This is a genomic window from Micromonospora sp. CA-248089 (genome assembly GCF_050948515.1).
GTDB lineage: Bacteria > Actinomycetota > Actinomycetes > Mycobacteriales > Micromonosporaceae > Micromonospora.
Window position 1 is genome coordinate 459,410 of record NZ_CP192016.1, and the last position, 19,692, is coordinate 479,101.

A 19,692-nucleotide genomic window follows, 5' to 3' on the forward strand; every position below is an offset into this window, starting at 1 on the left:
GCGTCCGGTCACGATGGCCTCGTGACCATCCGCTGGCCGTCACCGCTCGGCATCGCGTACGTGCTGCTGGCGGTCGCCGGTGGCGTCCTGCTCTGGCTGCCGTTCCACACGCAGTCGGCGCTCGACGACTGGGGGGTGACGCTGCGCGAGCGGGGTACGCCCGCACAGGCGCTCGTCGTCGACCAGGTGACGAAGAGTGGCGGCAACCGGAGTTCCTCGTCGCGCACCATGTACTTCCGTTACGTGGTCGACGGCCGCACGCACTCGCAGGAGGTGCCCTGCTTCGAGGTGTGCCGGGCTACGGGGACCGAGGTGCCGATCTGGGTCAACCCGGCGGACCCGGGCGACTTCGTCACCGACTACGGGCAGCTCAGCGGGCACCGCGGGCGCGTGCAGGGCGTACTCGGTGCGGTCGGGCTGGTCGCCCTGGGCACCGGGGTGACGCTCATGCTGTCCCGCATCCAGCGCCGGCGCGCCGCCCGCCCCCGTCGGCCGCGCCCGGTGGCACCGGCAACAGACGGCCGCGGCTATGTCGGCCGGGGCAAACGCAAGCGCAACGTCCGGCGCTGACCGTCCGCGACCGGGTCAGCGGTAGAGCGTCTCCAGGTAGGCCGGGCCGTAGTGGCGTTCCAGGTCGGCCAGGCTCTCCGCCGGGGCCTCCACCTCCTTGATCAGCCGGGCCCGGGTCGGCAGCACGTCCGGCTGCCAGGTCTCCGGCTGCCACAGCTCGGAGCGCAGGAACGCCTTCGCGCAGTGGTAGAAGATCTGTTCGATCGCGACCTCGACGGCGAGCACCGGCCGGTGGCCCTTGACCTCCATGTCGGCGAACCACGGCGCGTCGGCGATCAGCCGGGCGCGCCCGTTGATCCGCAGCGTGTCGGTACGGCCGGGGATCAGGAAGATCAACCCGACGTGCGGGTTGGCCAGGATGTTGCGGTAGCCGTCGGCCCGCCGATTGCCGGGCCGCTCCGGAATCGCGATCGTGGTGTCGTCGAGCACCAGCGCGAAACCGGGCGGGTCGCCCTTGGGGGAGACGTCGCAGGTGCCGTCCGCGCCGGCGGTGGCGATCAGGCAGAACGGCGAGGCGGCGAGCCACTCCCGGTCGCGTTCGTGCAGCGTACGGCGGTCCTTGGCGGCCGCCCTCGGCATCGGTGTGCCGATCAGTTCGCGTAGCTCGGCCTCGTTGGTGATCTCCCGGGTCGTCACGTCTTCCTCCCCCGTCCGTTGATCGTCACGACGGTTCCGGCCCGCGACGGCCTGGTTTCCGCCACTGTCAGCCTAGGAGACGCGTCGAGTGCCGGTTTGCCCCCGGAGCCGGCGGGTAGGGACCGGTTCGCAGCGTGCGTCCGGACGTGACGGATGGAGGCCGAGATGGAGAGCCGGCTCAAGGTGCTCGGCCATCCCGTGCATCCGATGCTCGTGATGTTCCCGGTGGCGCTCTTCGTGACCGCGGTGATCTTCGACCTGGTGGACACCGTGGGCGGGCCCGGCTTCCTCGCCGAGGTCGCGTACTGGAACATCACCGTCGGCCTGATCGGCGGCCTGCTGGCCGCGGCAGCGGGGGCGTTCGACCTGCTCGCCCTGCCGGCCGGCACCCGCGCCAAGCGGGTCGGGCTCACCCACGCCGCCGCCAACGTGGCGGTCATCCTGCTGTTCGCCGCGGTCTGGGCGGTACGGCTCAACGCCGACTCCCGCGCAGCCGGTGGCGCGCTGATCGCCATCGAGGTGGTCGCGTTGGCGATCCTCGGTGTCAGCGCCTGGCTCGGCGGCGAACTGGTGGACCGGCTCGGTGTCGGCGTCGACCCGGAGCACGATCTCAACGCGCCCAGCTCGCTGCGACCCCACTCGGCGACACAGCGGATCGGAGACGCGCGATGACGGAACAGAGCGGCGGACGGGGCTGGCGTGGCCGCCAGCAGGGCTGGGATCCGATGGGCGAACTCCAGTCGCTGCGCTCCGAGCTGAGCCGGCTGGTCGGCGGGCGCTCCGGCAGCCCGGACGTGGACCTGACCGAGACGGCCGACGGCTGGGAGGTGGTCGTCCGGCTCCCCGGTGTCGCGCCGGAGGAGGTCGCCGTCGAGCTGGACGACCGGGAGCTGTGCGTCCGCGCCCGGTCGGAGGCCGAGGTGAACGCGGACCACGGCATCCCGGGCGGGTTCACCACCCGGGGCTTCGAGTACCGCGTGGACCTGCCGTCCCGCGTGGACCCGGACCGGATCGACGCGGTGATGGACCACGGCCTGCTCCGGGTGCGCCTGCCCCGGGCGACCCGGCCCGCGCCGCGCACCATCACCGTCGGCCGGACCGGCCCACGGCCGGGCGCCGACCGTACGCCGATGCCCACCGACCCGGCCGCCGACCGGGAGCTGCACCACCCGGACACCGCGCTCGACGAGATCGACAGGCCGTAGGGCCGCGTGACGAGCCCGCCCGCCAGCTCGCCGCGCCGCGACCCGGAGGTGCTCGGCCCGGTCGGCGAGCGCGTCCCTGATGTCGAGCGGATCGCCGTGCTGCGTGCCAACGCGCTCGGCGACTTCATCTTCGTGCTGCCGGCGCTCGACGCGCTGCGGTCCGCGTACCCGTCGGCGGAGATCGTGCTGCTCGGCGCGCCGTGGCACGCGGCGCTCTGGCGCGACCGGCCCGGCCCGGTGGACCGGGTGCTGGTGGTGCCGGCGGCGCCCGGCATCCGCGACCCGGGGCCCGGCGAGTCGCCGGGTGACGTCCCGGCGTTCCTGGCCGCCGCCCGCGCCGAACGGTTCGACCTGGCGTTGCAGGTGCACGGCGGCGGGGCCAACTCGAACCCGTTCGTGGCCGGGCTGGGCGCGCGGGTGACCGCCGGCCTGCGCGCCGAGGGCGCGCCGCCGCTGGACCGGTGGCTGCGCTACGTCTACTACCAGCACGAGGTGATCCGCTACCTGGAGGTCGCGGCCCTGGTCGGGGCGCCCGCCACCACGATCACCCCGGCGCTCGCGGTCACCGCCGCCGACCGGGCGGAGGCCGCCGCCGTGCTCGGCGAACCCACCCGCCCTCGGGTCGCGCTGCACCCGGGCGCCACCGACACGCGGCGGCGCTGGCCGCCGGAACGCTTCGCCGAGGTCGCCCGCGAGCTGACCGCAGACGGGTACGAGGTGCTGGTCACCGGCACCCCCGCCGAGCAGGAGACGGTCGACTCGGTGGTGGCGGCAGCCGGGGTGCCGGTACGTCCCCAGGTCGGGACGCTCAGCCTGGGCGCGCTCGCGGCCGCGTACGCGGACTGCGCGCTCGTGGTCTCCAACGACACCGGACCGCTGCACCTGGCCGCTGCCGTGGGCGCGCCGACAGTGGGCGTCTTCTGGGTCGGCAACCTGATCAACGGGGCGTCGCCGCTGCGCGGACGGCACCGCCCGATCGCCGCCTGGACCACCCACTGCCCGGTCTGCGGTGTCGACTGCACACCCGGGATCTACCCGCACCGGCCGGGCGACGGCGAGTGCCCGCACCGCGTCTCGTTCGTCGCCGACGTGCCCGCCGCCGAGGTGCTCGAGGCGGCCCGGGAGCTGCTCACACCTCCGCGGGCGACTCGCTGAGCACCACTTCCCACGCCTCCACGTCGCGTTCGGTGACTGTGGTCGGCGACTCCAGGTGGTAGGCCCCGCTGGGCAGGACCCCGGCGCCGCCGTGGCGCTCCAGCACGGCGAGCTGCGCGGCGACGTCCTCGCCCTGGTGCCGCTCGGGCAGCCGCTCCCAGAAGTCGAAGCCGCCGGCCTCGACGAGCTTGGCCCGGTCGTAGAGCACGCACCCGCCGATCCAGGAGATCTTGTACGCCCGCCACTCGCCCGCCGCCAGGTCCAGCTTCTCGGTGACGTGCAACAGGTTCGCCGCCGGATGGATGGACGCCCGGTGCCACTCCGGCGTCCCGGGCATGATCCGTTCCGGTACCGGCGGCCCGGTCCACTCCTCGTAGTGCTCGTGCGTCTCCGGGCGGACGTCGTCGGCGTAGGAGAGGCCGTGCACCGCGTTGCCGACGAACCCGCAGCCCAACTCGCCGAGCGCGGTGACCAGCCGGGCCAGCGCGCCCGGCTCCAGCCACACGTCGTCGTCGAGGCAGAGCACCGCGTCGGCAGCCGACTGGGCCAGCAGGTAGGACCGGTGCTCGGCCAGGCCGCGCCGGGGCAGCCGCCGGGTCAGCAGCACCGGGTGCCCCCGGTGCCGCAACGCGCGGACCATCGTGGCGGCGGCCGGGTGCGCGTACGCGGGCTCGCCGTCGGACTGGTCGCTGACCACCACGCCGAACCCGGGTACGCCCTCCTGGGCGGCCAGCCCGGACAGCGTGACCGCCAGCTCGGCGGGCCGGTTGCGGGTGGGGATCAGCACGTCGAGGCGGCGGTGCTGCCGGAACCGTTCGGGCGTGCCCGGGTCGAGCGGTCGGGTCACGCCGGCCTGCCCTCGCCGACCGTGTCGGTGACAGATTGGGCGCGGATCCGGTCGATGATCGCCGAGGTGGAGCGGTCCGGCACGTAGCCGAGCGTGCGTACCTGCCCGCCCAGCCGCCGTACCAGCGGCGCCTCCGGCACCATCTCCGGCGGGTAGTCGCCGCCCTTGACGTAGACGTCGGGTCGGACCGCCTCGATCAGCCGGGCCGGGGAGTCCTCCTCGAAGACCACCACGTGGTCCACGCAGGCCAGCGCCGCCAGCAGGGCGATCCGGTCCTCGACCGGGTTGACCGGCCGGTCCGGGCCCTTGAGCCGCCGTACGCTGCCGTCCGAGTTGACCGCCACGATCAGCAGGTCGCCGAGCGCGCGGGCCTGGGTCAGGTAGCGGACGTGCCCCGGGTGCAGCACATCGAAGCAGCCGTTGGTGAACACCACGGACCGCCCGGCCTGCCGGTGTTCGTCCACCAGCGCGGCCAGCTCGTCCGCGCCGACCAGGGCCGGGTGCCCACCCTCGTCCGCGCCGGTACCGAGCGCGGCCAGCAGGTCCTGCCGGCGGCACACGCAGGTGCCGGTGTCGGCCACCGTGATGGTGGCGGCGAGCTGGGCGAGCTGGGCGGCGGTGGGCAGGCCCGCGTCGGCGGCCAGCGCCAGCGTCATGGCCGCCAGGTACGCGTCCCCGGCGCCCACCGCGTGGCTGGCCGGGACCGGGGTGCTGTGGCTGCGCCGGGGCTCGCCCTCGGCGCCACCGACCACCGCGCCCTCGGTGTCCAGGGTCACCGCCACCACGTCGGCGCCGGTGTGCGCGCGCAGCTCGGACAGGCGCGACTCGGCCAGCACGGCCCGGTCCACGCCGGTGCCGGCCGCCGCGCTCACCGTCACGCCGGTCCCGGTGACGCTCAGCCCGTCGCCGGTCAGCGCCACCCGCTCCTCGCCCGGCATCGGCTCGCCGGTCGGCCCGGCGGGGGCCTCGGCGGCGGGCGTGCCGGAGGTCGGGTGCGGGCTGCCGGGTGCGCGCTCGCCGGACCCGCCGGGCGCGGCGCCCACCATCAGCTCGGACGGGCCGTCGGCCTCGGCCGTGTGGTCCAGATGCACGTCGCCGCTGGGGACGGCACCCCGCTCGGCGTGCGCGAACCCCGCGGCGGCGCGGGCCAGCAGCCGGGTCGCCTCGGCGAAGCTCGGCGTCACCACAGTCGGGTTCAGTCCGCGCCAGTCGGCCAGGTCGTGCGCGTCGAGCGCCACGGTGCCGTACCGGTCGCGGTTGGCGACCAGCCAGGCGCGTACCGCCGAGGGCAGCGCGCCCAAGCCGTAGTCGCAGACCACGAGCGTGAGCGGCTGACCGGCGGCCACCGCGCGCAGCTCCTCGGTGGCGCAGTGCAACGCGGTCAGCAGGCGGGCCACCCCGTCGGCGTCCAAGCCGTCCTCCGGGCCGCCGGAGTCCTCCCGCAGCAGGATCTGGTTGCCGGCGAGCATCCGCCGCTTGACCGGCGTGGGCCGGCCCGGCTGGCTCACCGTACGGTCCCAGACCGCCGCGCGGTCCAGGCAGTCGTGCAGTTCGTCGCCCGCCACGTCGGCACCGACCGGGGCGACCAGCGCGGCCCGGCCGCCCAGCGCTGCGACGTTCACCGCGGTGTTGGCGGCGCCCCCGGCCGCGGAGATCCGCCGCCGCAGGGTGAGGACCGGCGCGGGCGCCTCCCGGCAGAGCCGCTCCGACTCGGCGAACCGCCACTCGTCCAGCATGGCGTCCCCGACGACCAGCACGGGACGCTGCTGCCAGCTGGCCACCACGGTGGCGAGCCGGCGCTCTTCCGCTGCTGCTCCTGCCATGCCTCTGCGGATCCCCCCGGGCCGTCGGGCCAAACGCGACGTGGGCCACCCGATGCGTCCGGTTTCGCGGCATCGGCCCAGGGAACCGTGCAGACGTACCCCGGAGAGGAGAAGCAGCATGGCAGCGACACTTCAGGGCAAGCGCATCGCCTTCCTGGCCGCCGACGGCGTCGAGGAGGTCGAGTACACCAAGCCCCGGGAGGCGGTGGAGAACGCCGGCGCCCAGGTCGAGCTGGTCTCCATCGAGTCCGGCACGATCCAGGCCTTCAACCACCTCGACCACGGCAAGCAGTACCAGGTCGACGTCACCACCAAGGAGGCGGACGCCGGGGCGTACGACGGCCTGGTCCTGCCCGGTGGCGTGGCGAACCCCGACTTCCTGCGGACGGACCCGGAGGCGGTCCGGTTCGTCAAGGCGTTCTTCGACGCCGGCAAGCCGGTCGGGGTGATCTGCCACGGCCCGTGGACGCTCGTCGAGGCGGACGTGGTGCGGGGCCGCACCATCACCTCCTGGCCGAGCCTGCGCACCGACCTCACAAACGCCGGCGCGAACTGGGTCGACCAGGAGGTCGTCACCGACAACGGGCTGGTCAGCAGCCGCAAGCCGGACGACCTGCCGGCGTTCTGCGCGAAGATCGTCGAGGAGTTCGCCGAGGGCCGGCACGCCGCCTGAGGAAAGTCACAGGCCCACCGGGGGCATGATCCGCCCCCGGTGGGATAGGAAGCGGGATGACCGCCCAGGCCGCCCCGCCCGCATTGCCCGCCCGCCAGATCCGCCTGCTGATGTTCGGTCTGATGACCGGCATGCTGCTGGCGGCGCTGGACCAGACGATCGTCGGCACCGCGTTGCCGACGATCGTCGGCGAACTGGGCGGCATCAACCACTACTCGTGGGTGGTCACCGCGTACCTGCTGGCGTCGACCGCCTCGACGCCGCTGTACGGCAAGATGGCCGACCTGTACGGACGCCGGCCGGTCTTCCTGTTCTCGATCGGCATGTTCCTGCTCGGCTCGTTGCTGGCCGGGCTGTCGCAGAACATGACCCAGCTGATCGTCACGCGCGGCGTGCAGGGCCTGGGCGCGGGTGGCCTGATGACGCTGGCGTTCACCATCATCTCGGACGTGGTCTCGCCCCGGGAGCGTGGTCGCTACCAGGGGTTGTTCGGCGCGGTGTTCGGCGTCTCCTCGGTGGCCGGGCCGCTCGTCGGCGGTTACTTCGCGGAGACCAACTGGCGGTGGATCTTCTACATCAACGTGCCGCTGGCGATCCTCGCCATCGTGGTCTGCTGGCACGTGATGCGGCTGGTGCCGTTCGAGCGCCGGGAGCACACAGTCGACTGGATCGGCGCGGCGCTGCTCGTCGCCGGCGTGAGCTGCCTGCTGCTGGCGTTGAGCTGGGGCGGCGCCGAGTACGCCTGGGGTTCCGGCGTGATCGTCGGGCTGTTCGCCGCGGGCGTGGTGCTGGGCGTGCTGTTCGTCGTCCAGGAGGCCCGGACCAAGGAGCCGATCCTTCCGCTGCGGTTGTTCCGCAGCGCCACGTTCGCGCTCGCCAACGGCGCGGGGTTCGTGCTCGGTCTGGTGATGTTCGGGTCGATCATCTTCATCCCGCTCTACCTCCAGATCGTCAAGGGCGCCTCACCGACCCGCAGCGGTCTGCTGATGCTGCCGATGATGGCCGGCGTCATCATCACCTCGATCATCACCGGCCGGGCGATGAGCCGGATCGGCAGGTACAAGTGGTTCCCGGTGGCGGGCGCTGCCGTGCTGGTGGTCGGCATGCTGCTGTTCCAGCAGCTCCAGGTGGCCACCACGCTCTGGGCCGCGTTCGGCTACATGGTGGTGATCGGCGTGGGGCTGGGCCTGTGCATGCAGTCGCTGATCCTGGCCGTGCAGAACGCGGTGAGCGTCCGCGACCTGGGTGCGGGTACCTCGTCGGCCACGTTCTTCCGGTCGCTCGGCGGCTCGTTCGGCGTGGCCATCCTCGGTGCGGTGCTGTCGTCCCGGCTCACCGCCGAGCTGTCCACGCGGCTGCCTGGTGCGCTGGCGCAGCTCCCGCCGGAGCAGCGGGCCGCGGTGTCGGCCGGTGGGAACTTCTCGATCAACGACCCGGCGGCCATCCTCGCCCTGCCCGCCCCGGTACGCGCGGCCGTCCAGGCCTCGTTCGTCGAGTCGCTGCACCTGGTCTTCCTGACCACCGGGCTGATCGCGATCGTCGCGGTGCTGGTCACGCTGGCCATGCCGAACCTTCAGTTGCGGGGCACCGGCCCGCAGGGCGCCACCGGCGGCGCCGACCCGATCGGCGGCAAGGCCCCCGCGCCCGGCGGCAAGCCGCTGACCAAGGAGTCGAAGGAGGAGGCGGCCGCCGACATGGAGGCCAAGTCGCAGACGATGCTGTGACCGGCGGCTACTTGAGGATCAACCGGTTGGTCTGCTCGAACACGTCGAGGTCGGCGAGCGTCTCGTGCACGCTCGACGACAGCGGGTGCGGGAAGTCCGCCGGGCGGAAGAACCCGGAGTCGGTGGTCTCGTCGGTGAACCGGGCCAGCTCGCCGTCCCACTCGTCGACCCGGAACGCCGTGGTGAAGACCTGGTACGTGTGCCCGTACATGTTGGTGTGGGTGCGGTCGGGTCCGGTGTAGAGCGCGAACGCGCTCACCCGCAGCGCCCGCAGCCCGGTCTCCTCCCGCACCTCCCGGACGGCGCAGTCGGCGATGGACTCGCCGAGTTCCATGGCACCGGCCGGCAGGGCCCACTGGCCGTTGTCGGACCGCTGGATCAGCAGCACCCGGGAGGCGTTGTCGCGCACCACGGCGCGTGCGCCGACGAACATCAGGGTGCGGTCACCGGCCAGGGCGCGGAGCTGCCCGACGTACGAGTCGGCCCACGAGATGCTCACCCGGACAATCTACGCATCATCCGTGATCACCTCGGCGATTCCGGGGGGTTCCGCAGATGTGACCGACGCCACTACGTTGTTACCCATGCGTAGCACGATGATGGATGCCCCTCTCCAGGTCGCCCGGATCCTCGAACACGGCGCCACCGTGCACGGCGCGGCGGAGGTGGTCACCTGGACCGGCGCGGAACCCCGCCGGATGACGTACGCGGAGGTCGGCCGCACCGCCGCCCGGCTGGCCCATGCGCTGCGCGAGGAGTGCGGGGTGACCGGCGACGAGCGGGTCGGCACGTTCATGTGGAACAACAACGAGCACCTGGTGGCGTACTTCGCCGTGCCGAGCATGGGCGCGGTGCTGCACACGCTCAACATCCGGCTCTTCCCCGACCAGGTCGCCTACATCGCCAACCACGCGCAGGACCGGGTGGTCCTCGTCGACACCACGCTCATTCCACTGCTCGCCCGGGTGATCGGCGACATGACCACCGTTGCGCACGTGGTGGTGGTCGGCGGCGGTGACCCGGCCCCGCTGCTGTCCGCGGCCGGTGACCGGATCACCGTGCACCACTGGGACGCGCTGCTGGCCGGCCGCCCGGACCACTACGACTGGCCGGAGGTGGACGAGCGCGACGCCGCCGCGCTCTGCTACACCTCCGGGACCACCGGCAACCCCAAGGGCGTCGCCTACTCGCACCGCTCGATCTACCTGCACTCGCTCCAGGTCTGCATGCCGGAGGGCTTCGGGCTCGGCCCGAACGATCGTGAGCTGGCGATCGTGCCGATGTTCCACGCCATGTCGTGGGGCCTGCCGTACGCGGCGTTCCTCTCCGGCGCCTCGCTGATCATGCCGGACCGGTTCCTCCAGGCGGAGCCGATCGCTGCGATGATCGCCGCCGAGCGGCCCACCCTCGCCGGCGCGGTGCCGACCATCTGGACCGACCTGCTCGCCTACCTGGACGCGCACGAGGTGGATCTCTCCTCGCTGAAGGAGGTGATCGTCGGCGGGTCGGCCTGCCCGCCCGCGCTCATGCACGCGTTCCACGACCGCTACGGCATCGACGTCATCCACGCCTGGGGCATGACCGAGATGTCGCCGCTGGGCTCGGTCTCCCGGGCACCGGCCGGCGCGACCGGCGACGACGCCTGGCGCTACCGCTACACGCAGGGCCGCGTCCCGGCGGGCGTGACGGCGCGGATCGTCGGCCCGGCCGGCGAGCCGCTGCCCGCCGACGGGACGTCCGTGGGCGAGCTGGAGGTACGCGGCCCGTGGGTGACCGCCCGGTACATCGGCGACGACGCCCCGGAGGAGGAGAAGTTCCGGGACGGCTGGCTGCGGACCGGTGACGTCGGCACGCTCTCGCCGGACGGCTACATCACCCTCACCGACCGCGCCAAGGACGTGATCAAGTCGGGCGGGGAGTGGATCTCCTCGGTCGAGCTGGAGAACGCCCTGATGGCGCACCCGGCGGTGCTGGAGGCGTGCGTGGTGGGCGTACCGGACGAGCGCTGGGACGAGCGGCCGCTGGCCACTGTGGTGGTCCGCGAGGGCGCGTCGGTGACCGCCGAGGAGCTGCGGGACTTCCTGGCCGCCTCGGTGGCCCGCTGGCAGTTGCCGGAGCGGTGGGCGTTCATCGACGCGGTCCCGAAGACCAGCGTCGGCAAGTTCGACAAGAAGGTGGTGCGCTCGCGGTACGCCGACGGCGGGCTCGACGTGCGGGAACTGACCGCGTCGTAACGTTTCGCGGCGTACCGTCGCCTACACGGGTAGGAAGGCGTTCCCAACGGACATTCCTCCCAGAGGGCGGCCCCGGCGTTCGCACCGCGCCGGGGCCGCCCGTCCGTTACGGGGTGACCCGCACCGTCATTGTTGCGAAACTTGTTCGCGTCTGTCCGGCTGTCGGGGAAATCCGGTCGCCTACTCGTCGGCGGTGCTCACCAGCACCTTGCCCACCACGCCGTCCTGCACCGCCTGCTGCGCGGCAGCGGCCTCCACCAGCGGATACCGGTGCAGCGGCAGGCCGGCCTCCTCGCCGACCCGGATCGCGCCCTGCGCCACCGCCGCCGCGATGTCGGTGACCGCCTGCGCCTTCGCCACCTTCGGCGCGGTGTAGATCAGCACGAACTGCCAGCGCGCGTTCGGGGCCATCAGCGGCCGGATCGGCAACGTCACCTCGTCGCCGCCGTCGTCGGCGTACACGCAGACCGCCCCGCCGGTGCGCAGCATCCGTACGTCGGCGGCGGCGTTGCGGGCGGCGGAGACCTCGACGATCGTGTGCACCCCGTCGGGCGCGACCTTGCGGACCTCCTCGACCACGTCCTGCTCGCGATAGTTGATCACGAAGCTGGCCCCTGCCGCCGCCGCGAGCTGCGCCTTCTCCGGGCTGCTCACCGTGGCGATCACGCACGCGTCGGCCCACCGGGCGAGCTGGATCGCCGCGTTGCCCACCGCGCCCGCACCGCCCTGCACCAGCACCACGTGGTCGCTCAGCGCACCCGCGTGCAGCTTGTCCGGCATGAACTCACCGGCGGTCAGGCAGCGGTGCGCGGTCATGAACGGGATACCGAGCGCCGCACCCAGGTCGAACGAGGCCGGACCGAGCGGCACCGCGTGCCGGACCGGGACCAGCGTGTACTCGGCGGCGGTGCCCCACGGCCGCTGCCACGCCGCCTCCCACACCCAGACCCGCTCACCGATGAGCGTCTGGTCCACGCCCTCGCCGACCGCCTCGACCACCCCGGCGCCGTCCTGGTGCGGGATCTGCCAGCCGGCCGGCAGCGGCCACGCCTGGCGGGCCTTCCAGTCGGTCGGGTTCACCCCCGACACGGCCATCCGCACCAGCACCTCGCCCGGCCCGGGTTCCGGCACCGGCCGCTCGACCACCTGGAGCACCGAGGCGTCCCCGCTGCGCTCGTACACGATCGCCTTCATCCGCCCTCCGATCAATTCAAGGAAGGGCCCCCTGTTAACGCCTCAGGTAGAGGAAGGGCCCCTTGTCAACACCCCTCGACCACAGCGGGAGTGAGCGCGCCGATCGAGGGGAGCAGCACCGCCGCGAGCGCCTCCGCGTCCGGATCGAGTGGATACGACCCGTGCGGTACCGCCACCACCCGGCACCCGGCGGCGGCCGCCGAGCGGACCCCGTTCGACGAGTCCTCCACCGCCACGCACCGGGCCGGGTCGACGCCGAGCCGCCCGGCCACCGCGAGCCACACGTCGGGCGCGGGCTTGCCCCGGGCGGTCTCCTCCGTCGACAGCGTCGCGCCGAACGAACCGGCCAGGCGCGTCGCGTCGAGCGCCGCCGCGATCAGGCGGGTCGGTGAGGAACTGGCCAGCCCGAGCGGCCACCGCGCGGCGATGCGGCGCACGACCTCGTCGGCGCCGTCGATCAGCGGTACGTGTTGCGCGTACCGGCGGGCCATCTCGGTCACCACCTCGGTGGCGACCTGCTCGGGCGACCTGTCGACGCCCAGCTCACCGCTCAGGTACTCGGCCCACTCGCCGGTGCTCATCCCCATCAGGCGGTGCTGGGTGTCCGGCTGCCAGACGCCGCCGTGCTGCGCCACGTACGCCCGCCGGACCTCCTCCCAGACCGGCTCGGAGTCCACGATCACGCCGTCCAGGTCGAAGAGCACCGCGTCCACCACGTGACCATCCTGCCGGACGGGCCGCACTCCCGTCAGGAACGGCCGCCCCTTCCCGGATCCGGGTGACGGTCACGCCGAGGGTTGTGCCGGGTCGGCGGCGTGCGGCTCAGCGTGCCCGCGCCGCCGCGTCCGTGCCGGCGCCGCGCTGCGCCGGAAGGCCGATCGGCGCCTTGGCCGGGATGATCGTGCGGCAGCGCGTCGCGATCGGTTCCAGCAGCTCCGCCAACCGGGCGGTACGCTCCGCGCCCAGCGCCCGCCACGGTCCCGACGCGGCCCGGTCGGTGGCCTCCTCGACCGCGCGGAACGTCTCCGTGGCGTACGGCGTGGGGGCGAGGTCGGCGGTCAGCCAGCCCTTGTCCACCAGGCGCTGCTCGGCCGCGGTCCACTGCTCGTCGGTCCAGCCCCGGGCCGGCTGGTGGAACTCGCGGGACTGGTCGACCCGGCACCGCCAGGCCACCACCTCGACCGGTTCCAGCCCGGTCGTGACCAGCGCCGCCACGTGGCCGTCGCCGCGGTGCTCGCGCAGCGTCGCGGCGGCCTGCCAGAGCCGGGCCAGCGGGTACTCGCCCCGGGGCAGGGCGGCGTTCACCGCGCCGAGCACCCGCCCGGCCGTGTCCACCAGCCCGGCCGCCTCCTCCAGCAGGTCGGCGGCCTCGACCAGGTGCGACTCGGGCAGCTCGTAGGTGAACTCGGCGAGCGCCTGCACACCACCGGTGAGCCGGGCCCGCAGCGCCTCCTCCGGGGTGGCCAGGCGCCACACCGACGGCAGCGCGCGGGCCACCATGGCCGGCGCGAAGCTGAAGAAGGCCGCGGTCACCGCCGGCGCGTCGACCGGCCCGAGCGGCGCGGCCCGTCCGGCGAAGTAGCCGCGCCAGTAGCCCCGCAGCCCGACCGCCTCGAACGCGGCCCGGGCACGGGGGTGGAAGTAGGTCACCGCGTGGACCGGCTCGTAGAGCGTCCACATCTGCCGGGTCACCCCGGCCTCGTCCAGCGCCGCCACGTGCACCTCCGCGTCGGTGGGCAGATCACCACGGACGGATGTGCCGCCCGTGGTGACCATGAACCTACTGCCGCTGGGTGACCGGACGGAAGCCCGGAGTGATCTACTGCGCAGCCAGCACGTCGACGACGAAGCGCAGCGGCCCGGCCGGACGGCCGCCCGCGGCGTCGTTGCCGTACGCCAGCTCGGCCGGGAGGTCCAGCTGGACCCGGCTGCCCACCGGCACGCCTACCAGGCCCTGGTCCCAGCCCTTGATGACCTGGCCCACGCCGATCTGGAAGGTGGCCGGCTGGCCGCTGTCCCAGGACGCGTCGAACTGCTTGCCGTCCTTGTAGAAGACACCCACGTAGTTGGTGGTGATGTTCTGACCCGCCTTCACCGCCGGCCCGGTGCCCTTCACGAGGGTGGTGACGGTGAGCTTCTTCAGCTCGCCGGTGCCGGCCTGCACGGTCGGCTTGGTCTTCAGCGCCGGGTCGATGTCGGCGGGCAGCTCCTGGGCGGGCGCGCTGGGCTCGGCCGGCGCGGTCGGGCTGGCCGAGGAACCGGCGGTGGACGCCTTGTCGTCGTCCCCGCTGTTCAGCCACACCAGGCCGCCGACCAGGGCCACCACCGCGAGCACGCCGACCGCCGCGCCGAGGATCGACTGCCGGCGACGACGCGCCTCGGCTGCCTTCTTCTCGGCCAGCTGGGCGGCCAGCCGCCGCTGTGCCTTGGTGGCCGGGGCCTGGCCCGCCGACCGGTTCTCCACACGCTCGCTCACGTCGACTCCCTGCAGGGTGGGTGGGTGCGCCCCCGGCGGGCCGCCGCCGAGGCCAGCGCACACGGTACCCGCCCGGAGCCCCAGCGTGCCCATACGGCCACCACGATCCGGACACGAAGCCCGATACGAGGGCACCGCGCGGGGTAGGTTCCGGCCATGGCGATCCTCAGCGAAGAAGACCTGGCCCTGCTCGGCGAGCCGCAGCTCGCGCACGTGGCGACGATCGAGGCCGACGGCACCCCGCACGTCACCCCGGTCTGGGTCGACACCGACGGCGAGCACGTCGTGTTCAACACGGCAAAGGGCCGGCAGAAGTACCTGAACATGTCCCGCAACCCGGTGGTCGCGGTGTCGGTGGCGGACAAGGCCGACGACTACCGCACCCTGTGGATCAAGGGCACCGTCGAGTTCGTCACCGAGGGCGCCGACGAGCACATCGACCGGATGGCGAAGAAGTACCTCGGCCAGGACACCTACCCCTGGCGCCGACCGGGCGAGGAACGCGTCATCGTCCGTGTCACCCCGACCGAGAAGCTCGGCCGCGGCTGAGCGGCGCGGGCCCCGCCGTCCGTCGAGGGCGGGGCCTTCGCCGTACGCGTCAGGCGCTCTTCTTCTTCGCGGGCGTCTTCTTGGCGGCGGTCTTCTTCGCCGGTTCGGCCTTCTTCGCCGCCGTCTTCTTCGCGGGCGTCTTCTTGGCCGCCGTCTTCTTCGCCGGTTCGGCCTTCTTCGCCGGCGCCTTCTTCGCGGCCTTCTTGGCGGAGCGGGCCGACGAGATCGGGGTCGGCTCGGCGCCGCCGCCGGACGGCGCCTCGCCCCGGGCGGCGCGGGCCCGCTCCACGGACGCCTTCAGCGCGGCCATCAGGTCGACCGCGGCGGCGGGGGCAGCCTCTTCCTCCTCGGGCTGCACCACCTCGCGGCCTTCGACCTTCGCGTCGATGACCTCCTGCAATGCCGCCCGGTAGTCGTCGGTGAACGCGTCCGGCTCGAATTCCCCGGCCATCGAGTCGATCAGTGAGCTGGCCATGGCCAGCTCGGGCGGGCGTACCTTCAGGTCCTCGTCCAGGAAGCCGAAGTCGGGCCGGCGGATCTCGTCCGGCCACAGCATGGTGTTGAGCAGCAGGACGCCCTCGCGGACCCGCAGCGTGGCGAGCTGTTCCCGCTGGCGCAGCGCCACCTTGACGATCGCCACCCGCTCCGAGTCGGACAGCGCGTCGCGGAGCAGCACGTACGGCTTCGTCGCCGAGCCCTCCGGCTCCAGGAAGTACGCCTTGTTGTAGAGGATCGGGTCGACCTGCTCGGCCGGTACGAACTCCAGCACGTCGATCGCGTGCGAGGTACTCAACGGCAGATCGGTGAAGTCCTCGTCGGTGAGGATGACCATCTCGCCGCCGCCGATGTCGTACCCCTTGGCGATGTCGTCGTAGGTGACCTCCTCGCCGCAGACCGAGCAGGTGCGCTTGTAGCGGATGCGGCCGCCGTCCTCACGGTGCACCTGGTGGAAACGGATGTCCTTCTCCTCGGTGGCCGAGTAGACCTTCACCCCGATCGACACCAGGCCGAACGACACCGCTCCTTTCCAGATCGCCCGCATACCCGCGCTCCTCTCCCCGGTTGACCACCAGAATCGCAAACGATCGAACGGGACGCACGCGCTTCGCTACGCAACTACAGTCAGGAGGTGCCCGGCGCGCCGTTGAAGCCGATGCTCGCGACGACCGGGCAGCTCCCGGCCGGCGCCGCCTGGGCGTACGAGTTCAAGTGGGACGGCGTCCGTGCGCTCGCCGACATCTCCCGCGGCGACAGGCACTTCTACGCCCGCTCCGGCGTCGAGATCACCACCGCGTACCCGGAACTGCTGAACCTGGCCGAGCAGGTGGGCGACGCGCTGCTCGACGGCGAGGTGGTCCTCTTCACCGACGGGCAGCCGTCGTTCACCGCGCTCGCCGAGCGGATGCACGTGCGTAACCCGGCCAAGGCGGCGCGGCTGGCGGCGACCGTACCCGTCACGTACATGATCTTCGACCTGTTGCGGCTCGACGGCGAGGACCTGACCGCCCGGCCGTGGCGGGAGCGGCGGGCGGCGCTGGAGTCGCTCGGGCTCGGCGCCGCCCGGTGGGCGGTGCCGCCGGTCTTCGGCGACGGCCCGGCCACCTACGCGGCGGCCGGTGAGCACGGGCTGGAGGGGGTGATGGCCAAGCGGGTCGACTCGCTCTACCGGCCCGGCGTGCGCTCGCCGGACTGGGTGAAGGTCAAACTGGAGGTCACCGGCGACTTCGTGGTCGGCGGCTGGCGACCGGGCGCGCGACGCATCGGCGGTCTGCTGGTCGGCGTGCCCGGCCCGGACGGGCGGCTGATCTACCGGGGGCGGGTCGGCGGCGGCATCGGGGCGGCGATCGAACGGGAACTGCTGCGCGAACTGGAACCGCTGCGGTCCACCACGACGCCGTTCGCCGCCGGGGTGCCGCGCGAGGATGCCCGGGGCGCGATCTGGGTAACTCCCCGGGTCGTGGTGGAGGTCAAGTACGGCCAGCGCACGCCGGACGGCCGGCTGCGCTTCCCGCGCATCCTGCGCCTGCGCCCGGACAAGCCGCCCGAGGAGGTCGACGATGCCGGCTGACCGGCTCAAGGTCGAGGTCGAGGGGCGCTCGCTGGAGCTGTCCAACCTGGACAAGGTGCTGTTCCCGAAGGCCGGCTTCACCAAGGGCGAGGTGATCGACTACTACACCCGGATCGCCCCGGTGCTGCTGCCGCACCTGCGCGACCGCGCGCTCACCCGGATCCGGTTCCCCAACGGCGTCGACGGCGGCTCGTTCTTCGAGAAGAACGCACCCGCCGCGACCCCCGGTTGGGTACGCACCGAGAACCTGCCCGCCCCCGGGTCGACCAAGGGGCGGGAGACCATCGACTACGTGGTCTGCGACGAGTTGCCGACGCTCGTGTGGCTGGCCAACCTGGCCGCGCTGGAACTGCACACTCCCCAGTGGAAGATCGGCACACACCCGGACATGATGGTCGTCGACCTGGACCCGGGTGCCCCGGCCGCGCTCAAGCAGTGCTGCCGGGTGGCGCTGCTGATGCGCGACCGGCTGGCTTCCGACGGGATTTCCTCGTTCCCGAAGACGTCCGGGAAGAAGGGCATGCAGCTCTGCTGCCCGATCGCCGGCACGCAGGACGCCGAGATCGTCTCCGACTACGCCAAGCGGATCGCGCAGGAGCTGGAGCAGGCACACCCGAAGCTGATCGTGTCGAAGATGGCGAAGAACCTGCGCCCCGGCAAGGTCTTCATCGACTGGAGTCAGAACAACGCGGCGAAGACGACAGTGGCGCCGTACTCGCTGCGGGCCCAGCCGGTGCCCTCGGTGTCGACGCCGCTGACCTGGGACGAGGTGGAGGCCGGAGCGGCGGGGAAGCGGCCGTCGACGCGGCCGTACACGGCGGGCGAGGTGCTCAAGCGGGTGGAGAAGGAGGGCGACCTGCTGGCGCCGCTGCTCGACGGCGGTCCCGAGCTGCCCGCCCGCTGACCCGCCACCACGCGCCGCCCACGAGCAGCAACACGATCACGCTGATCGCCACGTCACCCACCAGCGCCGCCGACGGGCTCGCCGGGGCATAGGTCGGCACCGTGTACGCGAGCGCGGCCGCGACGACCAGGCCGGCCGAGCCGGTGGCGAGTACGTGCCGCTGCCCCCAGCCGGGCCGACGGGACCAGCGCGTGAGCAGGGCGGCGGCGACCGCGGCGAGCGCGAGGGCGAGTACGACTCCCGGCCGGCCCGGGGCTATCCCGGAACCCAGGTACGCCCCCACCACGACCAGGGCGGGCCAGACCGGCCGGGGCGGGCCGGCTTCGGTGCGGGATCGGCCGGCGGGCGTTGGTTCGGTGGACGTCGGCTCGGGCGTTGGCGCGTCGGGCATCGGCCCGGGCGTTGGTCGGGCGGGCGTCGGTGCGTGCGTTGGTCGGGCGGGCGTCGGTGCGTGCGTTGGCGCGTCGGGTGGGGGCCCGGCGTGCCGGCGGCGGAGCAGTGCGGCGGCGATCAGGGCCAGCGCCACGCCGGTGGCGAACGCCAACTGGGCCGGCGAGGCCAGGAAGTTCTTGCGGCCACCGTCGTCGGCGAACACCAGCAGGCTGCCGCCGAGCCAGAGCAGCGCCGCCGCGACCAGCCCTGGTCGGCCCAGCCAGGGCCGCGCCCGGCGGCCCGCACCGAGGTACGACTCGACGAGCGCGATCGGCGCGCAGATGGTCAGCACCACGTGGTTGCCCACGTAGTCGACCGCCTGCCGGGCGCTGAACCCGAGGCCGGGCACCAGCGTGGCTTCCGCAGCGGCCCGGGTGCCGGCGAACTCGGTGTCGTCCAGGAACCCGGGGTTGAACAGTGACTGGTCGACCAGGCCGGCCTGGATCACGCCGAACGCGGCGGCGAGCAGCGCGATCCCCGGCCAGCCGAGCCCGAGCCGCCGGGCCGTCTCGCGGATCAGCAGCGCCGCTCCGCCGTACATCGGGGCGAGCACCAGCACGACGAACGGCATGCCGGTGAGGGTGAAGCCGCCCCAGGAGCACTCGGCGGTCCACGGGGCGAGCAGCAGCAACGCGATCGGCGGCACCAGCCGCCCACGCCGAGGTTCGGTCGTCATGCCCGCACGGTCCCGCAGCCATCCAGCCCTTCGATACGGCCGTCGGGCGACCGGACCCGCGACCAAAGTCGACCGCTGCGGACCGGTGGGTCCGGCTAGAGCGCGAACAGCAGGGCGGCGCTGACGAGGACGACCACGGCGGTGGCGAAGTGGACGCCGAAGGCAACCGCCCGGGAACCACCGTGCCGCAGCACGATGACGGTGTCGCCCAGCGGCGCCAGCGCGACGACGAGCATGAACCAGGCGACGGCGTCGGCGCTGGTGAAGGCGATCAGGGCGAGGCCGACCAGGCCGTAGGTGAGGTCACGTATCCCCTTGACCGTTAGGTACGCCGGATCTCCTGTCCCCTCCGCGGCCGGGACGCCGTAGCCGGCGGCGGCGGCTCGGGGAGCCAGGAGGAAGCGTGCGCCGATCAGGACGATGAACAGGCTGAGGACGACGGCGAGCCCGTAGGCGATGGGGGTGAGCATGTCGGCTCCGATTTCTAGCAGTGCTAGGTGTGAGAGCGAAGCTAGCAGAGCGTCGA

21 protein-coding genes are annotated in these 19,692 nt (G+C 73.0%); 10 read left to right on the top strand and 11 right to left on the bottom strand.

Features of this window, described 5'->3' with window-relative positions; all coding sequences use genetic code 11:
- The first annotated feature begins 21 nt into the window (after positions 1-21).
- Positions 22-570, top strand: a complete 549-nt coding sequence (locus ACQP26_RS02280; RefSeq protein ID WP_433494800.1) for a DUF3592 domain-containing protein — start codon at positions 22-24, stop codon at positions 568-570.
- Positions 571-585: 15 nt separating this feature from the next.
- Here ACQP26_RS02280 and ACQP26_RS02285 read toward each other — a convergent pair whose 3' ends face one another.
- Positions 586-1,149, bottom strand: coding sequence for a pyridoxamine 5'-phosphate oxidase family protein (locus ACQP26_RS02285; RefSeq protein ID WP_051611552.1), 564 nt, complete (start codon positions 1,147-1,149; stop codon positions 586-588).
- 222 nt (positions 1,150-1,371) lie between these two features.
- Between ACQP26_RS02285 and ACQP26_RS02290 the strand changes: the two genes are divergently transcribed.
- The 3 genes from ACQP26_RS02290 to ACQP26_RS02300 are packed head-to-tail and all read left to right on the top strand — an operon-like array spanning position 1,372 to position 3,566.
- Positions 1,372-1,878 (top strand): DUF2231 domain-containing protein, encoded by a 507-nt coding sequence (locus ACQP26_RS02290; RefSeq protein ID WP_433494801.1) that lies wholly within the window; start codon positions 1,372-1,374, stop codon positions 1,876-1,878.
- Positions 1,875-2,411, top strand: a complete 537-nt coding sequence (locus ACQP26_RS02295; RefSeq protein WP_433494802.1) for an Hsp20/alpha crystallin family protein — start codon at positions 1,875-1,877, stop codon at positions 2,409-2,411. Before ACQP26_RS02290 ends, ACQP26_RS02295 begins: the two co-directional genes overlap by 4 nt.
- 6 nt (positions 2,412-2,417) lie before the next feature.
- Positions 2,418-3,566, top strand: coding sequence for a glycosyltransferase family 9 protein (locus tag ACQP26_RS02300; RefSeq protein ID WP_433494803.1), 1,149 nt, complete (start codon positions 2,418-2,420; stop codon positions 3,564-3,566).
- Here ACQP26_RS02300 and ACQP26_RS02305 read toward each other — a convergent pair.
- Positions 3,541-4,413 carry a glycosyltransferase family 2 protein gene (locus tag ACQP26_RS02305; RefSeq protein WP_281579218.1) on the bottom strand — a complete coding sequence of 291 codons (873 nt, stop codon included), beginning with the start codon at positions 4,411-4,413 and terminating at the stop codon, positions 3,541-3,543. The two genes, ACQP26_RS02300 and ACQP26_RS02305, sit on opposite strands and share 26 nt — an antisense overlap.
- Complete coding sequence (gene rfaE2 / locus ACQP26_RS02310; protein WP_433494804.1) at positions 4,410-6,236, bottom strand: D-glycero-beta-D-manno-heptose 1-phosphate adenylyltransferase; 1,827 nt, start codon at positions 6,234-6,236, stop codon at positions 4,410-4,412. The genes ACQP26_RS02305 and rfaE2 overlap by 4 nt, the downstream gene beginning before the upstream one ends.
- A gap of 118 nt (positions 6,237-6,354) precedes the next feature.
- On the opposite strand from rfaE2, the gene ACQP26_RS02315 reads away from it, so the two are divergent.
- Both ACQP26_RS02315 and ACQP26_RS02320 read left to right on the top strand, forming a co-directional pair.
- Positions 6,355-6,909: a type 1 glutamine amidotransferase domain-containing protein gene (locus tag ACQP26_RS02315; protein WP_269702727.1), complete on the top strand. Its 555-nt coding sequence runs from the start codon at positions 6,355-6,357 to the stop codon at positions 6,907-6,909.
- Positions 6,910-6,965: 56 nt separating this feature from the next.
- On the top strand, positions 6,966-8,633 hold the full coding sequence (locus ACQP26_RS02320; protein WP_281579216.1) for an MDR family MFS transporter: 1,668 nt from the start codon (positions 6,966-6,968) through the stop codon (positions 8,631-8,633).
- 7 nt (positions 8,634-8,640) lie between these two features.
- Here the strand turns inward: ACQP26_RS02320 and ACQP26_RS02325 are convergent, their stop codons facing one another.
- Entirely contained in the window at positions 8,641-9,132 is a 492-nt protein-coding gene (locus ACQP26_RS02325; RefSeq protein WP_281579215.1) for an NUDIX domain-containing protein, read from the bottom strand.
- A gap of 85 nt (positions 9,133-9,217) precedes the next feature.
- Between ACQP26_RS02325 and ACQP26_RS02330 the strand changes: the two genes are divergently transcribed.
- Entirely contained in the window at positions 9,218-10,867 is a 1,650-nt protein-coding gene (locus ACQP26_RS02330) for a fatty acid--CoA ligase (protein WP_281579214.1), read from the top strand.
- 180 nt (positions 10,868-11,047) lie between these two features.
- Here the strand turns inward: ACQP26_RS02330 and ACQP26_RS02335 are convergent, their stop codons facing one another.
- The 4 genes from ACQP26_RS02335 to ACQP26_RS02350 all read right to left on the bottom strand — a co-directional run bounded on the left by ACQP26_RS02335 (position 11,048) and on the right by ACQP26_RS02350 (position 14,630).
- A complete protein-coding gene (locus ACQP26_RS02335) occupies positions 11,048-12,061 on the bottom strand; it encodes an NADPH:quinone reductase (protein ID WP_433494805.1) in 1,014 nt (337 codons plus the stop codon).
- A gap of 65 nt (positions 12,062-12,126) precedes the next feature.
- Positions 12,127-12,777: an HAD family hydrolase gene (locus ACQP26_RS02340; protein ID WP_433494806.1), complete on the bottom strand. Its 651-nt coding sequence runs from the start codon at positions 12,775-12,777 to the stop codon at positions 12,127-12,129.
- A 106-nt stretch (positions 12,778-12,883) separates the two neighbouring features.
- Entirely contained in the window at positions 12,884-13,741 is an 858-nt protein-coding gene (locus tag ACQP26_RS02345) for an SCO6745 family protein (protein WP_269706935.1), read from the bottom strand.
- A gap of 139 nt (positions 13,742-13,880) precedes the next feature.
- Positions 13,881-14,630, bottom strand: coding sequence for an FKBP-type peptidyl-prolyl cis-trans isomerase (locus ACQP26_RS02350; RefSeq protein WP_269702718.1), 750 nt, complete (start codon positions 14,628-14,630; stop codon positions 13,881-13,883).
- Between the two features lie 63 nt (positions 14,631-14,693).
- On the opposite strand from ACQP26_RS02350, the gene ACQP26_RS02355 reads away from it, so the two are divergent.
- Positions 14,694-15,086 carry a PPOX class F420-dependent oxidoreductase gene (locus ACQP26_RS02355; RefSeq protein ID WP_269702716.1) on the top strand — a complete coding sequence of 131 codons (393 nt, stop codon included), beginning with the start codon at positions 14,694-14,696 and terminating at the stop codon, positions 15,084-15,086.
- 49 nt (positions 15,087-15,135) lie between these two features.
- Here the strand turns inward: ACQP26_RS02355 and ACQP26_RS02360 are convergent, their stop codons facing one another.
- Positions 15,136-16,128 carry a Ku protein gene (locus ACQP26_RS02360; protein WP_433494807.1) on the bottom strand — a complete coding sequence of 331 codons (993 nt, stop codon included), beginning with the start codon at positions 16,126-16,128 and terminating at the stop codon, positions 15,136-15,138.
- Positions 16,129-16,215: 87 nt separating this feature from the next.
- Here ACQP26_RS02360 and ligD (ACQP26_RS02365) point away from each other — a divergent pair, with 87 nt between their 5' ends.
- Positions 16,216-17,154, top strand: coding sequence for a non-homologous end-joining DNA ligase (ligD, locus tag ACQP26_RS02365; protein WP_433494808.1), 939 nt, complete (start codon positions 16,216-16,218; stop codon positions 17,152-17,154).
- A complete protein-coding gene (gene ligD / locus ACQP26_RS02370; RefSeq protein ID WP_433494809.1) occupies positions 17,144-18,058 on the top strand; it encodes a non-homologous end-joining DNA ligase in 915 nt (304 codons plus the stop codon). Before ligD (ACQP26_RS02365) ends, ligD (ACQP26_RS02370) begins: the two co-directional genes overlap by 11 nt.
- Here the strand turns inward: ligD (ACQP26_RS02370) and ACQP26_RS02375 are convergent.
- Together ACQP26_RS02375 and ACQP26_RS02380 are read right to left on the bottom strand one after the other, a co-directional pair.
- The gene (locus ACQP26_RS02375) at positions 17,985-19,166 is read right to left on the bottom strand and encodes a hypothetical protein (protein WP_433494810.1); all 1,182 of its coding nucleotides are present in this window, start codon (positions 19,164-19,166) and stop codon (positions 17,985-17,987) included. The two genes, ligD (ACQP26_RS02370) and ACQP26_RS02375, sit on opposite strands and share 74 nt — an antisense overlap.
- A gap of 95 nt (positions 19,167-19,261) precedes the next feature.
- Positions 19,262-19,636 (bottom strand): DUF4267 domain-containing protein, encoded by a 375-nt coding sequence (locus ACQP26_RS02380; protein ID WP_433494811.1) that lies wholly within the window; start codon positions 19,634-19,636, stop codon positions 19,262-19,264.
- Positions 19,637-19,692: the final 56 nt, after the last annotated feature.

What these genes read in the sequence shown, in the direction of transcription:
- ACQP26_RS02350 (WP_269702718.1), bottom strand. Translation starts at nt 14,630, where the DNA reads ATGGGCACGCTGGGGCTCCGGGCGGGTACCGTGTGCGCTGGCCTCGGC.
- ACQP26_RS02360 (WP_433494807.1), bottom strand. Translation starts at nt 16,128, where the DNA reads ATGCGGGCGATCTGGAAAGGAGCGGTGTCGTTCGGCCTGGTGTCGATC.
- ACQP26_RS02285 (WP_051611552.1), bottom strand. Translation starts at nt 1,149, where the DNA reads ATGCCGAGGGCGGCCGCCAAGGACCGCCGTACGCTGCACGAACGCGAC.
- ACQP26_RS02295 (WP_433494802.1), top strand. Translation starts at nt 1,875, where the DNA reads ATGACGGAACAGAGCGGCGGACGGGGCTGGCGTGGCCGCCAGCAGGGC.
- ACQP26_RS02290 (WP_433494801.1), top strand. Translation starts at nt 1,372, where the DNA reads ATGGAGAGCCGGCTCAAGGTGCTCGGCCATCCCGTGCATCCGATGCTC.
- ACQP26_RS02315 (WP_269702727.1), top strand. Translation starts at nt 6,355, where the DNA reads ATGGCAGCGACACTTCAGGGCAAGCGCATCGCCTTCCTGGCCGCCGAC.
- ligD (WP_433494809.1), top strand. Translation starts at nt 17,144, where the DNA reads ATGCCGGCTGACCGGCTCAAGGTCGAGGTCGAGGGGCGCTCGCTGGAG.
- ACQP26_RS02335 (WP_433494805.1), bottom strand. Translation starts at nt 12,061, where the DNA reads ATGAAGGCGATCGTGTACGAGCGCAGCGGGGACGCCTCGGTGCTCCAG.
- ACQP26_RS02380 (WP_433494811.1), bottom strand. Translation starts at nt 19,636, where the DNA reads ATGCTCACCCCCATCGCCTACGGGCTCGCCGTCGTCCTCAGCCTGTTC.
- ACQP26_RS02355 (WP_269702716.1), top strand. Translation starts at nt 14,694, where the DNA reads ATGGCGATCCTCAGCGAAGAAGACCTGGCCCTGCTCGGCGAGCCGCAG.
- ACQP26_RS02330 (WP_281579214.1), top strand. Translation starts at nt 9,218, where the DNA reads ATGCGTAGCACGATGATGGATGCCCCTCTCCAGGTCGCCCGGATCCTC.
- ACQP26_RS02345 (WP_269706935.1), bottom strand. Translation starts at nt 13,741, where the DNA reads ATGTGGACGCTCTACGAGCCGGTCCACGCGGTGACCTACTTCCACCCC.
- ACQP26_RS02375 (WP_433494810.1), bottom strand. Translation starts at nt 19,166, where the DNA reads ATGACGACCGAACCTCGGCGTGGGCGGCTGGTGCCGCCGATCGCGTTG.
- rfaE2 (WP_433494804.1), bottom strand. Translation starts at nt 6,236, where the DNA reads ATGGCAGGAGCAGCAGCGGAAGAGCGCCGGCTCGCCACCGTGGTGGCC.
- ACQP26_RS02320 (WP_281579216.1), top strand. Translation starts at nt 6,966, where the DNA reads ATGACCGCCCAGGCCGCCCCGCCCGCATTGCCCGCCCGCCAGATCCGC.